The organism is Paenibacillus glucanolyticus NBRC 15330, from assembly GCF_004000885.1.
In the GTDB taxonomy this organism is placed as follows: Bacteria; Bacillota; Bacilli; order Paenibacillales; family Paenibacillaceae; genus Paenibacillus_AQ; species Paenibacillus_AQ glucanolyticus.
The window spans coordinates 122768-137653 of the sequence record NZ_BIMC01000005.1 but is presented as its reverse complement, the minus strand read 5'-3'; the positions used below and the strand labels follow the sequence as shown (position 1 = coordinate 137653).

The 14886-nt window shown below is 46.2% G+C and carries 13 protein-coding genes; 12 read left to right on the top strand and 1 reads right to left on the bottom strand.

Going from position 1 to position 14886, the window contains the following annotated elements; genetic code table 11:
* The first annotated feature begins 2 nt into the window (after positions 1 to 2).
* The 10 genes from gmd to PGL02S_RS10465 all read left to right on the top strand — a co-directional run bounded on the left by gmd (position 3) and on the right by PGL02S_RS10465 (position 10794).
* Positions 3 to 1001 (top strand): GDP-mannose 4,6-dehydratase, encoded by a 999-nt coding sequence (gmd, locus tag PGL02S_RS10510; protein ID WP_006212488.1) that lies wholly within the window; start codon positions 3 to 5, stop codon positions 999 to 1001.
* Positions 998 to 2458 carry an oligosaccharide flippase family protein gene (locus PGL02S_RS10505; protein WP_235187387.1) on the top strand — a complete coding sequence of 487 codons (1461 nt, stop codon included), beginning with the start codon at positions 998 to 1000 and terminating at the stop codon, positions 2456 to 2458. The genes gmd and PGL02S_RS10505 overlap by 4 nt, the downstream gene beginning before the upstream one ends.
* Entirely contained in the window at positions 2455 to 3255 is an 801-nt protein-coding gene (locus tag PGL02S_RS10500) for a glycosyltransferase family 2 protein (protein ID WP_036640707.1), read from the top strand. The genes PGL02S_RS10505 and PGL02S_RS10500 overlap by 4 nt, the downstream gene beginning before the upstream one ends.
* On the top strand, positions 3245 to 4093 hold the full coding sequence (locus PGL02S_RS10495) for a glycosyltransferase family 2 protein (protein WP_006212485.1): 849 nt from the start codon (positions 3245 to 3247) through the stop codon (positions 4091 to 4093). The genes PGL02S_RS10500 and PGL02S_RS10495 overlap by 11 nt, the downstream gene beginning before the upstream one ends.
* 62 nt (positions 4094 to 4155) lie before the next feature.
* Positions 4156 to 5340 (top strand): hypothetical protein, encoded by a 1185-nt coding sequence (locus tag PGL02S_RS10490; RefSeq protein ID WP_006212484.1) that lies wholly within the window; start codon positions 4156 to 4158, stop codon positions 5338 to 5340.
* Positions 5337 to 6626 carry a membrane protein gene (locus tag PGL02S_RS10485; protein ID WP_036640705.1) on the top strand — a complete coding sequence of 430 codons (1290 nt, stop codon included), beginning with the start codon at positions 5337 to 5339 and terminating at the stop codon, positions 6624 to 6626. Before PGL02S_RS10490 ends, PGL02S_RS10485 begins: the two co-directional genes overlap by 4 nt.
* Positions 6627 to 6637: 11 nt before the next feature.
* A complete protein-coding gene (locus tag PGL02S_RS10480) occupies positions 6638 to 7870 on the top strand; it encodes a glycosyltransferase family 4 protein (RefSeq protein ID WP_036640704.1) in 1233 nt (410 codons plus the stop codon).
* Positions 7871 to 7902: 32 nt separating this feature from the next.
* Positions 7903 to 9267: a sugar phosphate nucleotidyltransferase gene (locus PGL02S_RS10475; protein ID WP_006212481.1), complete on the top strand. Its 1365-nt coding sequence runs from the start codon at positions 7903 to 7905 to the stop codon at positions 9265 to 9267.
* Positions 9268 to 9300: 33 nt separating this feature from the next.
* A complete protein-coding gene (locus PGL02S_RS10470; RefSeq protein WP_036640701.1) occupies positions 9301 to 9849 on the top strand; it encodes a VanZ family protein in 549 nt (182 codons plus the stop codon).
* A 6-nt stretch (positions 9850 to 9855) separates the two neighbouring features.
* Positions 9856 to 10794, top strand: coding sequence for an LCP family glycopolymer transferase (locus PGL02S_RS10465; protein ID WP_036640699.1), 939 nt, complete (start codon positions 9856 to 9858; stop codon positions 10792 to 10794).
* 76 nt (positions 10795 to 10870) lie between these two features.
* Here the strand turns inward: PGL02S_RS10465 and PGL02S_RS10460 are convergent, their stop codons facing one another.
* Positions 10871 to 12664, bottom strand: coding sequence for a glycosyl hydrolase family 28-related protein (locus PGL02S_RS10460; RefSeq protein ID WP_036640698.1), 1794 nt, complete (start codon positions 12662 to 12664; stop codon positions 10871 to 10873).
* A 483-nt stretch (positions 12665 to 13147) separates the two neighbouring features.
* Between PGL02S_RS10460 and PGL02S_RS10455 the strand changes: the two genes are divergently transcribed.
* Both PGL02S_RS10455 and PGL02S_RS10450 read left to right on the top strand, forming a co-directional pair.
* Complete coding sequence (locus PGL02S_RS10455) at positions 13148 to 14065, top strand: ABC transporter ATP-binding protein (RefSeq protein WP_036640696.1); 918 nt, start codon at positions 13148 to 13150, stop codon at positions 14063 to 14065.
* A complete protein-coding gene (locus tag PGL02S_RS10450) occupies positions 14058 to 14831 on the top strand; it encodes an ABC transporter permease (RefSeq protein WP_036640694.1) in 774 nt (257 codons plus the stop codon). Before PGL02S_RS10455 ends, PGL02S_RS10450 begins: the two co-directional genes overlap by 8 nt.
* The last annotated feature ends 55 nt before the right edge of the window (positions 14832 to 14886 follow it).

Sequence of the window (14886 nt, the reverse complement as noted above, 5' to 3'; positions counted from 1 at the left end):
ATATGAAAAGAGCATTGATTACCGGTGTTACCGGCCAGGATGGTTCATATCTTGCTGAATTTCTTCTCAGCAAAGGCTACACGGTCTATGGACTGAGACGTCGGACCAGCACGCCCAATTATGAGAATGTGCAGCATATCAAGGAGCAAATTCACTGGATATCTGGCGATCTTACCGATCTTGCATCACTAATCGAGGCTGTCCGTATTGCGGATCCTCATGAAGTATATAACCTGGCAGCCCAGTCTTATGTAGCGGCTTCCTGGCCTCAGCCTCTGGCGACAGGTCAAATGACAGCCATCAGCGTTACCAATATGCTGGAGGCGGTCCGACTCGTTAAACCGGATACGCGTTTCTATCAAGCATCGAGTAGCGAGATGTTTGGCAAGGTGATTGAAACTCCGCAGAAGGAGACCACTCCATTTTATCCGCGAAGTCCTTATGGTGTAGCTAAGGTATATGGTCATTGGATCACGGTGAATTATCGAGAAAGCTTTGGGATGTTTGCTTGCTCCGGCATTTTATTCAATCATGAATCCCCTCGGCGGGGGTTGGAGTTTGTTACCAGGAAAGTGACAGATGCTGTGGCCAGGATCAAACATGGTTTGCAGCAAGAGCTGCGTATGGGGAATCTTGATGCGTTGAGGGATTGGGGATATGCAGGGGATTATATTAAGGCCATGTGGTTAATGCTCCAGCAGGAGCAACCGGACGATTTCGTCATATCGACGGGTGAAATGCATACAGTCAGAGAGCTGCTTGAAGTAGCCTTCTCGTATGTGGACTTAAATTATGAGGATTATGTAGTTATGGACCCAGAATTCGTACGACCTGCGGAGGTTGATTTGCTTCTCGGGGATTGTACGAAAGCTAAACAGCAGCTGGGGTGGGAACTTGAAGTCAGTTTTCAGCAGTTAATTAAAATGATGGTGGATGAGGACATGAAGCGGGTGCGAGCAGAGATTAAATACCAAGAAGCGCTGTCTGCGGCATTGGTGTGAGAAGCAAACGCTCATCAAGAAAACAGAGCGGAAAGCATGGACTCCATCATCTTCGTGAATTAACTCGTAATCAAACTGTGAATGGTGGTTTGTGGATATTTGTAGGGCGGGCATTCTTTGCGGGGTCCGCCTTACTTATTAACATTTTACTATCAAGGGTCCTGGATACGGCAGCTTTCGGTGCATATTTGATGGCTTTTAACATCGCTTTTTTCGGTGGTGTGTTCGGTACGCTCGGATTGAATCAGAGTATTATTCGTTTTATGGCTGAGCACAGGGAAAATGGAACGTGGAGGAGGGCCAAGAATACCGCGCTGCTGTCTTTAAAGTTAGCGTCTATTGGAGCGGCGGGTACGGGACTGTTGTATATATTTTTGCAGCTCACGCTCCTTAAAGGCGTATTAGGCTCGGAACTTATGGCTTCCGCTGCACTATGGACAGGGCTATGGATTATGCTGACGGTGCTGCAGAATTTAATAGCTGAAACCTTTCGGGGTCATGGTGATGTCAAACAGGCAACATTATTTAGCGGCGTATTGTCCAATTTCTGCATGCTTGTGGGTTTGGGTTTGATGATGTGGCTGGGCCGTTCGTCTTGGTCGCTTCAGGAAGCGCTTCTGCTCGTGACAGTCTGTATGGGGGCAAGCTGCTTCATAGCCGGTTGGCGATTGTTAAAGCTCCTCCAGGTAAGAAACCGGCAGCAAACGAATGAAGCGGCAATGAGCAATGAGCCAAGGGCACGGCAACTGCTGGCTGTCTCATTGCCAATGATGGCATCCAATGTAGCTCTGTTTATGCTGACCTCAAGCGACATCTGGATTTTAGGTGTATTTTACAGCGAGAGTGAAGTGGCGATTTACGGGGCAGCAGTTCGCTTAATGGCGGTGCTTAATTTTTTTGTGGTGTTGATGAATACATTGATGACGAGCATCATCTCCAAATATTTCGGCAGTGCTCAGTTCCCCAAAATACAGAATTATGGACGAATTATAGTGGGTATCTCCACATTGCCTGCAATTGTTATTGGAGCTGTTTTTATTGTAATGGGCGAGCAAGTACTCAATCTGGCTTTTGGAACTACATATGGTTCGGGTCAAACGATACTGGCGGTATTGTCGGTGGGGCAGTTAATTAATTTGTTTGCAGGTCCATCAGGCCTGCTTCTGACCTTAACCGGTAATGAGCGTACCATGTTGAAGATTACACTGATTACGAGTGTTGTCACGGTAATAGCGGCTGTAACAGTTGTTTATCTATGGGGACCTTTTGCGCTTGCGATAGTGATGGTATGCGGTTTGTTTGCACAGAACGGGTGGATGTGGGTAGAAGTGAGAAGAAAACTTGGTATTTCGGTTCACTTCAATCCCGTTGATCTGGTTCGTCAGTTGATACGTCTTGCAGGCAGAAACAAAAACTTAGAACAGCAAGTTCGAATAAAGGGAGCCAGTTACAAATGATACGGACTCAGTGGGTAGAAGACAGATCTGAAGTATTTCTGTCCGTAGTCACGGTTTGCAGGAATAATTTGCAGGGTCTGATCAAAACTTGGCAGAGCGTAAGGTCCCAATCTATCTCGTTGGAGTGGATCGTAGTGGATGGACAATCAGACGACGGTACGCTGGTTTTTCTTCAGAGTATTGAAGATGAACGGTTGTCTTTTATCAGTGAACCAGATCAAGGCATCTACGATGCCATGAATAAAGGGCTGGAACATTGTAAAGGTCGTTACGTTGTCTTCATGAATTCCGGGGATCAGTTTCATGATCATTTGACTGGAGACTTGCTTCAAGTGCAGGCCTTACGAAATCACCTACCCGATTTGCTGTATGGCGATGCACTTGAGGAAACAACCTTCGGTGAACTGTTATACAAAGCAGCCCGCAGTCATAAGCGAATGTGGTACGGCATGTTTACGCATCATCAGTCCATGGCTTTCAGGCTGGGAAGCCTGCACAGCATCAGGTATCGCCTTGAATATCCCATTGGAGCCGATTACGCTTTGACGGCAGAACTGTTGGTAAGAGGTGGAACTGCAGCATACATTCCGGAGCCCTTATGTATTTTTGAACAGGGTGGAGTCTCACAAATACAGCATAGGCAAGGTCAGAGGGATCAATGGTTTATCCGCAAGACTATTCTTGGGATGCCGATCATCCTTCGTGTTGCCGTTGCATTGCTGCATTGGGGTGTTCGTTTGGTTAAACATAGCTTTCCTAAATTCTATAAGAAGGTGCGCTTTTCTTATGAAAAATAAAATTCCGGTGTCCGTCATTATCATGACAAAGAACGAAGAAAAAAATATCGCGAAATGTCTGGCTTCGGTATCTGCTTTTGATGAAATATTCGTCGTCGATTCCAACAGCACGGATCGAACCTGTACTATAGCAAGGGAAATGGGTGCTCATGTAATCAATTTCACTTGGAATGGTCAGTACCCCAAGAAGAAGCAATGGTGCCTTGAGGAATTGCCATTCCGAAACGACTATGTGTTTTATGTTGATGCTGATGAAGAAGCTACTCCAAAGCTGGTTGCCGAAATGATGGATATGTTTCAGAGTAAGCAGACATTGGCCGCAGGTTACTTCGTAGCATACGACTATGTTTTCATGAACAAAGTGCTCAAGCATGGGCACAGGATGTATAAGCTTGTACTGTTTCACCGTAGCCAAGGCAGGTTTTTGGATCATAACGATCTGTCTGCGTCGAATATGTGGGAAGTGGAAGGGCATTATCAGCCTCAAATCGATGGAGGTACCGGGGTGCTGGGCAACTGCATGGTGCACTATGATCATGATTCCCTGTTTGACTATTTTGCGAAGCATAATCGCTACTCGGATTGGGAGGCTGTTGTCCGCTCTAATGGTGGTTTCCGTAATCTGAACGAATCCCAAATCTTTATCCGCAGTCTTCAGAAAAAGCTTTTTGATCGAATGCCGCTGAAATGGGTCGTTGCATTTATACACTCATACATTGTTAAACTCGGCTTTCTTGATGGATCCGCCGGTTTCCACTATGCCTTTGCTCGTTCCGTTTATTATTGGCAGATTGGAATCAAGATGTCGGAACTTCGGAAAGTAAGTCAGGGCACATGAACAGCCGTAGTGCTATCGGTAATCCGTTGTCCTCAGTCCCAACTCCGACCGGAGGAGGGATTTTGGGAGGGCTGGCATTTATCCTGGCTCTCTTGATTTACGCTATATTCAGCGCTCCATTTCCAGCCAATCCAGGCATGACAGAAGTTCTGATTGCTGTATTGCTCATATTGTTTGTATCACTTCCTACAGGAATTTTTGTCATAAGCGGCGGTTTCACGCTATATCGCAGATATGACACAGTTCCCATGCCGCTGCATTTGGGTTTTTTTGTGCTGCTGTGGCTGGGCCTACTAAATGGAGGCGTAATATACCGATGGGATTCTACGGATATATTGCGTGATCTCATCCCATGTGTGTATTTATTCGTCCCCTTGCTCCTTCTTCCAGCGATGAACCGTTCCAAATTAAAGTGGTTGTCTATTCTTCCTTGGTTAGTCGCAGTAATGGGTGTTATTTTATCCATCAGATTTTATATGGAAGTTCGTATTTCACCGCTGGATATAGGAAAAATGTATTATTTTGATAATTTTCTATACCTTCCGTATGATCCGAGTGTCTCTTTTGCAGGGGTTTTCCTTCCAATCATGGCTGTACACACGTGGAAAAGCTCAAACCCACTCCGTTGGCTAAGCAGTCTTGCTATGTTAATCGGAGGGTTTTTGGCGTTAGGGTCCCTAATGGCAGTGGCACAGCGGGCGCCTCTTGGGCTGGCTGTCCTATGCTTTGCGGTATATTTTGGTTTAAGTTCTGGAAGGTCCGTACGCAAGTTGCTCGTTATCCTTGTGATCATGATTGGAGCTGGAATGCTGGCACAGGAACAGATATCGAGTTCGTTTGATTTGCTGTTATCCAAGCAAGTGAACTATGGAGCGAACGGTAAGACAGATGAACTGGCAGCTGTTCTTCAGGAAACATCCAAATCGGTGTACACCTTGCTGCTCGGCATCGGGTGGGGGGGATTATTCTTTGATCCTACTTATATGTCGGAAGTCTCGTTTACGCACTCGGCATTTACCTTTCTGCTTTTAAAAGGGGGGGTTATCGGCCTGACTGTCTTCTTGGCTTATCTTAGCTGGATCTCACTGAAGTGCCTAAGACGGGTAAACATGAACAATCTGCCTTATATGCTTGCAGCTGGAGTTCCGATTATGATCGGATTGTTTTTTCAGCCCAGTTTTAAGACTCTTTCCTATGGAATGCTCCTCACTGTTCTGATCTTAAAAGATAAGGAGTCAATCTCATGAATCACAATCTGAGTTTACCTGCTGATACATTGCATAATCGAGGCAGAAGCTCAGTGGCCAACTGGGGAGGATTCGGTTTTATAGCGGCGCTGCTGTTATATGCGCTGTTTAGTTCCCCTTTTCCAGCGGACCCAGGTATTCCAGAAGCTTTGATTGCCGTTCTTTTGATTTTATTTGTATCCGTTCCAACGGGAATCATCGTCTTGGGTGGAGGTTTCTCGTTGTATCGGCATTACGGAACCGTCCCTGTCATTATTCACGCGGGTTTTTTCTTCTTATTGTGGATTGGACTCCTGAATGGCGGGGTTGTTTATGGCTGGGATATGACGGATATTATCCGCGATCTGATCCCATGTGTGTATCTGTTCGTTCCGTTATTGCTTCTGCCTGCGATGAAACGCTCAACGCTTAACTGGCTTGCCATATTGCCCTGGATCATATCCGTAATGGGCGTCATTCTATCTATTCGATTTTACCTCGTTGTACAGATTTCCCCGCTTGAAGTGGGCAGAATGTACTATTTTGACAACTTTTTATATCTACCTTATGATCCGAGCGTTTCTTTTGCGGGAGTCTTTCTTCCTATCATGGCGGTCCATACGTGGAAAAGTGCAAGCCCATTTCGATGGTTGGGCAGCATTGCGATGCTGACTGGAGGCTTTCTGGCGCTTGGATCGCTCATGGCCGTTGCCCAGCGTGCACCTCTTGCACTTGCCGTGCTGTGCTTTGCTGTGTATTTCCTGGTAAGTTCACGCAAATCAATGAATAAGCTGATCATCGGGCTGATCGTTCTTGTTGCAGCAGGAATTTTTGCCCAAGAACAAATCTCCAATTCATTTGAACTGTTGGTATCTAAGCAGGAGGATTTTGGCGCCAACGGAAAAACGGATGAGCTCGCTGCCGTATTGGCTGAAACCTCAGCGTCTCCCTACTCCATGTTGTTTGGAGTGGGCTGGGGAGGGTTGTTTCATGATCCGGCGGTGAACAACATTCTTGTCTCCTATACCCATTCAGCTGTCAGCTTTTTCTTGCTGAAGGGTGGATTGATTGGCATCGCTGTGTTGATGTCTTATCTTGGCTGGATCATGTACAGGGCTTTACAGCGGTTTACGATGGTCATGCTTCCTTATATGCTGGCAGCGTTTGTACCTGTAGTCATCGGCCTGTTGTTTCAGGTCAGTTACAAAACCTTGTCGTACGGAATGATCCTTACCCTGATTTGCCTGATACATAAGGATGTCGGTAAGGTTCATACAAATGACCAGAAGAACATTCCAAGACAGTAAGGGGTCATGAAATGAAAAAAGAAATTGTGTTTGTAGCTAATTATTTTCATCCGGATTATGCTTCCTCAGGGCAATTATTGACTGAGCTTTGTCTTGAACTTCAGCATGATTTTGATGTGACAGTTATCGCTGTTCAGCCGGAAAATGTAGATCTAGGCAAGAGAAATAAGCTGTTCGAATACGATCAGCTCGAACAAATACGCGTTATCCGTCTGCGTACACCCAAAGTGGATAAACGAAGCAAATTCAGCCGTGTCATGTTTATCCTGTCATATTTTATATTGGCTGTTATTGCTCTGCTGCGTATTAAGAAGGTGGATGTGATTTATACAATATCTTCGCCTCCAATTATCGGGGGATTGGTCGGAGCAATCGGTAAGGTTCTGAAACGGGGCAAACTCGTGTATAACATTATGGATTTTAATCCAGAGCAGGCTGAAGCTATCAGTTATACGAATCGTAAATGGCTGTTTAGTCTGGCGAAGAAAATTGATAACTTGAGCTGTAGCGTATCCGATCATATCATCACAGTTGGACAGGACATGCAAGAAACGCTGAACCACCGTTTTCGCGGGCGCAGGGTGCCCAGCAACAGTGTCATCAACAATTGGACTGACGAGCAGGATATCATCCCCTTGCCTCGCAGTCATGCTCAAGTATCGAAGTTTGTGAGAGAGCATGATTTACAAGGGAAATTTATCGTGATGTATTCGGGCAATCTGGGTTTGTATTACGATTTGGAGAATATTATTCGAGTGGCTTCGGATTTTAAGGATCATCCGGAAGTCCTGTTTGTTTTTATCGGGGATGGCGCAGTGAAGCCCGAAATGCAGCGGTATGTGAAGGATAAGGGATTACAGAATGTGCGTTTCCTTCCTTTTCAGCCTAAGGAACATATCAAATACTCCCTGTGCGCAGCAGATGTTCATCTGGTAGTCAATCAAAAGGGAATCAAGGGTGTCTCTGTTCCGAGCAAAATATACGGTGTTATGGCAGCTGGAAAGCCAATTCTCGGTGTCCTGGAACAAGGCAGCGAGGCTGCTGTTCTAATTAAGGAGAGCGGATGCGGAGTTGTGATAGAGCCGCAACAATACCATGAAATCTCCGAGCATATAGCGAATATGTACGCCTGCGGTCAGGAGACGTTGGAATTGACAGGGCGAGGCGGCAGGTTATATTTGGAACGTTATCTTGCCAAATCTCAGTCCATCGATAAATACCGAACGCTTCTGCAATCCATATAATTTCTGTGTGAAGGATGGAGGGAAGTAGTAAGATGAAAATTATTTTATTGTCCGGTGGTTCAGGTAAGCGTCTGTGGCCTCTCTCCAACGAACTTCGTTCCAAACAGTTCCTCAAAGTGCTCCCAGGAGATAAGGGACAGTCTGAATCTATGGTCCAACGGGTTTGGAAACAGCTGCAGAAGACCAATTTGGCTGATTCATCCTTTATTGCCGCAGGCATATCGCAGATTGAAATTATTCGAAATCAGCTCCCTGGCAGAGTGCCCATTATCGTGGAACCCCAGCGGCGGGATACCTTCCCGGCTATTGCGCTCGCTGCCGTATACTTGTATTCGATTGCCAATGTGGATTTGAAGGAAACAATAACAGTATTGCCTGTAGACCCTTTTGTGGAAGAACCTTTTTTTCAGACCTTGTCTTCCTTAGATCGAGTTTTAGCCGATTCAGGAGCAGATATCGCTCTGATGGGAGTCAAACCAACCTATCCTTCGGAGAAATACGGTTATATTCTGCCAGAGCGAGCCAAAGCCGGACCGGTCGCCTTCCATAAAGTAAAAAGCTTTAAAGAAAAACCAAGCGAAGAGCAGGCCCTGGAATACATGGAACAGTCTGCTTATTGGAACTGCGGTGTGTTTTCTTTCAAGCTCGATTATCTAATTCAGCTGTTGATTGATAAGGGACTCCCGATTCAATATGAGGAGATGTCGAAACAATATTCGCGATTGTCCAAGATCAGCTTTGATTATGAGGTAATAGAGCAGGCTCAGCGCGTAGTGGTTGTTCCGTATGAAGGCAGCTGGAAGGACCTTGGGACATGGAACACGCTAACAGAAGAGATTCCCTCGCCCATAAACGGAAAGGGAATGATCAGCGATGATTGCCAGAACACGCATTTAATTAATGAATTGGATATTCCGGTAGCCGTGCTGGGGCTCTCTAATGTAGTAGTTGCTACAGGTGCTGATGGTATTTTGGTTACGGAGAAATCATCCAGTCCGCGATTGAAAGAATTCATTTCACATATCGAACAGCGGCCAATGTACGAGGAACGGCGATGGGGGTGGTATCGGGTGCTGGACCTGCAAAAGCACAAGAATGGGCAGGAGGTTCTGACAAAGCGAATTCGGATAGATGCAGGGAAGAACTCCAGTTATCATTATCATCTTCACCGTGAAGAATATTGGACCATTACGAGCGGTACTGGAGAAGTGTGCATTCAAGATAAGGTGCAACCCGTTAAAGCCGGAGATGTGCTCAAAATTCCAGCGGGAACCCTGCATGGTATTCGTGCCCTGGAGGATCTTGAATTTATAGAGGTTCAATCCGGTACTGAGGTATCAGAGGAAGATACGATAAGGCTAACATTTCAATGGGAAGAAATGACTCAGTTCGTCTAAGGGTATAGGCGATAATGTAACGGGGAGGATATCGTGAGCAGAAAGAGAAGCAGCTACAGGAGCAAGAAGCGCCTGTTGATCATCATCATCGTAATCATGTGGATGAGCATCATTTTTTTCTTCTCCTCCCAGTCGTATCAGCAGCAGGATCTAAGACCGTGGCTGCAGAAGCACTTGCCTGAAACAACGATTGAACATTGGTTTTCCTGGGTTTCATTCACTTATGCCGGGGAAATTGTCAGTATCGATGCAAAGGGTATGCCTGGATTTGTTGAATTCTTCATTCGAAAGGCTGCTCACATCGGAGAATATCTAGTTCTTGGCGGCCTGTTGTTTCTACTGCTGGCGACCTTGTTGCGAATCAGGGCCAGGGTCGCCATGCCAATTGCGTGGTGCTTATGCGTGCTGTATGCCATCAGCGACGAGCTGCATCAAAGTACATCAGGTTACCGCGTCTTTAAAGCACAGGATGTTGTTTTGGATTCAATCGCCGCTTTGTTCGGTATTACGCTGGTTAGTGCATATACATATTGGAGGTCTGCAAGAACGAGACCGAGGGAAGTGTTAGATCGGAGAGGATGACAAGGTATGAGAAAGTGGCTTAAGATTACGGGGACTGCACTTGTAAGTCTTACAGTGTTGGCAGGCGGTTACGGTATATATGTGTATCAGTCTGTTAAAGCGACAGCTGAACAAATTTACGAGCAGCGAGAACCGTCATCGCTTCCCGCTTTTATATCAGCCGATCCGGTCCTGGAGGAAATACATTCCGCAGATATTGATCAGCGCGAGCCCTTCACAGTTCTGGTGCTGGGCATCGATGAGCGCCCCAATGATCGTGGGCGTTCGGATGCGATGATTATGCTATCGGTCAATCCGTCTAAACAATCCATACTCATGTTCAACATACCAAGGGATACCCGAACATTAATTGTAGGCCATGGTACCGAGGACAAAATCAATCATGCCTATGCCTTTGGAGGAATTCAGATGTCCGTCCGGACGGTGGAAGAACTGCTGCATTTTCCTGTTAATTATTATATTAAAGTTAATATGGAAGGATTTGCGAACATTATTGATGCTCTTGGCGGAGTAGATGTAGATAATACAATAACGTTTAATTATGAGGGACATCATTTTAAAGAAGGCAGTTTACATTTGAACGGACAAGAAGCATTGGCTTATTCTCGTATGCGTTATGAGGATCCGCGCGGCGATTTGGGCCGAAACTCACGTCAGCGTCAAATTGTGAAAGAGGTATTGAAGAATGCGCTTGATGTTTCAACCGCTTTTAAGCTTGAAACCTTACTTAAGGAGGTAGGCACAAGCGTAAAGACAGATATACGATTTGATGAGATGAAGACTTTTGTAACGGAATATCGGCAGGATATGAAGAAGATCGAGCAGGTCGAGATTCAGGGCAGCGGCCAGAATATCGGCGGTATCTGGTATTATAATGTGGCTGATAAGGAGCGTGAGCGAATCCATGAGCTGCTCAAAGAGCATATGGATCGAGAGGGTTCTTGATCTGAAACGAAGCGGGTGAAGACGTGCGTCTTCACCCGCTTCTTTATTAAAATGTTCAAAGCTCAGGTCGTTTGAACTATCCCAGCTTGATCCAGGTATGAACACCTTTTGAACGCTGCTTGCAGATATATAGGGAATCCACGCCGCTGCTGTCCTCAACCATGATGATTCGGCCCCGGTGGGCGGCAGATGCTGCAGGGATTGCGGGCAGCGGACTGATGACCATACTGCTGGAACGGATCAGTTCAGTAAAGACTGCTGAGCTTGATATCGTCTCCTCACCATAAGGGATTTGATTAACGATATTCGGTATAACGTAAATAGAATGGATTTGAAGGTTCAGCGGTTCATATACAACGAGGTCGACGATATCGGAATAGAATTTCTTAAACGTTTTGGTGATGGTGAAGCGTTCAGAGCCAGCAGGAAGTATGAGTGTCAGATCGTTGGTGTCCCCCCCGATGTCAACAAATAATGGAGTGGATATACCGGAAAGATTAGTGCCTGAGATAACAAAAGTGTAGTATTCATGCTTATGCAATCGCTCTATGGTTCTCATTCGGAGCTTGATCTTGGTGCTGCTCGTACTCTGCGAGACAATACAACCTGATGGAGCAGCCTGTTTGAAGGTAAAGCCAGGGTCGGGTTCTACCGAGTAAGGGACATCATTTGCAAACATGGCATATAATGACGGATTTCGAAGCAGGTTATGCCCTGCAGAGCCTATATAGGGTACAGTGCGTCGTTCCGTTAAATAGAAGGAATCCCGAAATGATGTTCGATCCGCAATGTTCTCGACGATTACACAGCCGACAGGATCTTTGACCAGTGTCCCGTGTGTTGTATTGGGATGATTAGCCTGAATTCGGTAATTGCGAGGGCCGAGAATGATATCTTGTGATGCTGTAGAACCTGGATCAACGGTAACGATGTAACCTTTATTGGGATTATAATCCGTGATAGCATAGTGATCCAGACGGCATCCGTCAATCCATACGCCGGAAGTATGCCCGTAGATACCGACAAAGCTTTCATAGGTGGCTTCTGCATGACATTCTTCAATAGATATGGCTCGGGAGTTATTCAATTTGATTAGAGGGGCTGTCATTACTTTATTTGCAGCAATTGCATCTCGCATGACATCTTCCTCGGTGCGTCCTTCAGAGGGAGAAGCAGGGGGAACGGCCTGTTCGCTCCTTTCAAAAGCGGTTGACGTAATATGAATACTGTCTGAGTTCACTATTTCAAGGTGGGGGTAATTCCGTACTGATCTTGAAAAAAAGCAATTATCAATGGTTGTACACAATACGATATCCTCCAATTTCAAACCTGTTCCCAGATACCCCGTCTCCTGCCAGAATCGGCAATTGCGAAACGAGATCATGTAGCCCCCATAACCTGAAGTGGAGTTCGTACCGCTTCGCATCCCCTGAATATATACCCCGATTTTCCCTTCGCCGCATGCACTTGAAAAGAAACGCTCGAACATTTGGTGTGCACCTTGGGGCAAATAAATCCCCCCGCCTTGGGCGTGGTTTATATAAAAGTCTCTAAATAAGATGGTTTCAGCCATGTCTTTATCACTGTAAAGGGCGTAGTCGGTACCCGTATAGATAATACCGCTGTCATACATTCCATCCCCATAGATCGTAAGCCCGATCCCCTGCGTGGCGTTGGTATTAGGCCTTTCCTGTTTCGGTAATACCAAGGTTTGCGTTATACGGTATCGGCCTTTAGGCATATAGATGACCGAGTATGAACCTGATGCACACGCATTTATTGCGCTTTGGAAGGCTAACGTATCGTCTGCAACACCATCGCCTTTTGCTCCGAAATTTTTAACATTGGCTAGATTATTCAGGACAGGCATGTTTGTTTCCTCCCAGCTGATTTGTTTATTCTTATTTACAAAATATGATCAAGGATCGTATGAAGTGATGCCTGTTCACCTAATTGTCCTTAAGTATTGAAGATATTTGTTTGACAAAAGGGTACAAATTTATTAGGATACATTCTGTATCGAAAACCATTATATCAAGCCATTTCTCATTGGGAGTGGATCATGTGTGAAGAATGAAATGAAAATGTATTGTATCAGCTGCCGTCGGATCGTGCTGATGATAGAGGGTGTTAGTGTGTTTAAAACCGGTTTCTACAGATATGATATGCCGATGGGAATATGTAGAGAGTGTAACACTGTCACATCCAATACATCATTTCTTATAGTGCAAGATAGTTGAATGATTAGTCGTATAAGACACATCAAGTGAGGGTACGAATAGACTCATATTATGTAATGTGTATAATTAGGGATAATTGAACGTGCGTCATTTGGCAAAGGAGAATCGATTTCATGAAGCAGGAACCGCTGGTAAGATTGCTCGGGGTTACGAAGAAAATATCGTCCAAGGTTCTGGTTGATGATGTGACCTTAGATATCCTGCCTGGACAGATCTTCGGATTTCTTGGGCCGAATGGAGCAGGCAAGACAACGACCATTCGGATGATGGTGGGGCTGATGTCCATTACCAAAGGGGATATTACCGTCGGGGGTTACAGCATTCGGAACCATTATGAGCAGGCAGCCGCCCAGATTGGAGCGATTGTCGAGAATCCCGAGATGTATAAATTTCTGTCCGGTTATAACAATTTGAAGCATTTTGCGCGTATGATGCAGGGCATCACCAAAGAACGCATCGACGAAGTGGTGGAGCTCGTTGGGCTGGGCAACCGAATCCATGAGAAGGTGCAGACCTATTCGCTGGGGATGCGCCAGCGTCTGGGCGTGGCGCAAGCACTGCTGCATAGACCGAAGCTCTTGATTCTGGACGAGCCGACAAACGGCTTGGACCCACAGGGGATCCGGGAGCTGCGCGATTACTTGCGCAGATTGACGCAGGAGGAAGGGACGACGGTATTCGTATCCAGTCACCTGCTGTCTGAGATGGAGCTTATGTGTGATACCGTTGGTATTATTCGCCATGGCAAGCTGATTGACATCCGGAAACTTCGGACGGCTGAAGGGGAGCGGATGTTTGAGGAAACGGCATTTACTGTGAGTGATGCGGACGCTGCCGAAGGACTGCTCCAGGATTTTCAAACGAGAGCCCAGGAACATCGAATTATCGTCCGTGGGGACCGGAACATGATTGCCGATATCAATGCGGTTTTGGTCGGAGCCGGCATTCAGGTGTATGCCATACAGCCGGTAACGCGGTCGCTGGAGGATCAATTTTTGGAAATGACGGGAGGGGGATCCGCCGTTGAGTAACTTTACCCGTCTTGTCGCCAATGAGAATATGAAGATTTACTACCGTGTACGGACATGGGTTATGCTGTCAATCCTGGTGTTGTTTAATGTGGCGATGCCTGCCATGCTGTACTTTACCAACGCACCGATGGATGTCTGGACCGTGTTTACCTGGACCGAAAGCTTCACCATTTATTTGAGTGCCATATTCTCGGTAATCATCGCTGCGGATCTTGTTGCCGGCGAATTTGCAGGAGGCACAATCAAATTGCTGCTGATTCGCCCGTGGAGCCGAGGCAAAATCCTGATGTCCAAATTCACGTCCCTGGTTCTATTTAATCTGCTCTGTGCGGGAATTACGGCTGTGGTGGGTATCGCTATCTCCATGCTGTTGTTCTCGGGCAACACGGGATTCTCTAGCGGATTTGAGGGATCGTCCATGAACAACTCCCTGCTGCTCCTGCTGACGGATACGATCCAGGTGTTTGTGATCTCGCTGATAGCCTTTATGCTATCTACCGTATTCCGTTCAGGCGGACTGGCGATTGGATTATCGCTGCTGGTTCTGTTCACCAAAGATATATTTGGTTTTATTTTCAATCCGGAACGGTTTCAATGGGCCCAATACTTGCTCTTTCTCCATACCGATCTGAGCGGGTATATCCAGTCTCCTATCGGACCGGGAGGAGTGGGTATCGGCTTCTCCGTTTCCGTTCTGGCTGCCTATTGCCTAGTGTTTATGCTCATCTCTTGGTTAGTCTTTACCAAGAGAGATGTAGCCGCATAGCGGGAACGACAGGATAAGAAAAGAGCTCCTTCTGCCGTGTGATCACATGGTTTTA

Coding starts and splice junctions, on each gene's coding strand:
- PGL02S_RS10480 (WP_036640704.1), top strand. CDS start 6,638: ATGAAAAAAGAAATTGTGTTTGTAGCTAATTATTTTCATCCGGATTAT.
- PGL02S_RS10465 (WP_036640699.1), top strand. CDS start 9,856: ATGAGAAAGTGGCTTAAGATTACGGGGACTGCACTTGTAAGTCTTACA.
- PGL02S_RS10495 (WP_006212485.1), top strand. CDS start 3,245: ATGAAAAATAAAATTCCGGTGTCCGTCATTATCATGACAAAGAACGAA.
- PGL02S_RS10500 (WP_036640707.1), top strand. CDS start 2,455: ATGATACGGACTCAGTGGGTAGAAGACAGATCTGAAGTATTTCTGTCC.
- PGL02S_RS10460 (WP_036640698.1), bottom strand. CDS start 12,664: ATGCCTGTCCTGAATAATCTAGCCAATGTTAAAAATTTCGGAGCAAAA.
- PGL02S_RS10455 (WP_036640696.1), top strand. CDS start 13,148: ATGAAGCAGGAACCGCTGGTAAGATTGCTCGGGGTTACGAAGAAAATA.
- gmd (WP_006212488.1), top strand. CDS start 3: ATGAAAAGAGCATTGATTACCGGTGTTACCGGCCAGGATGGTTCATAT.
- PGL02S_RS10475 (WP_006212481.1), top strand. CDS start 7,903: ATGAAAATTATTTTATTGTCCGGTGGTTCAGGTAAGCGTCTGTGGCCT.
- PGL02S_RS10485 (WP_036640705.1), top strand. CDS start 5,337: ATGAATCACAATCTGAGTTTACCTGCTGATACATTGCATAATCGAGGC.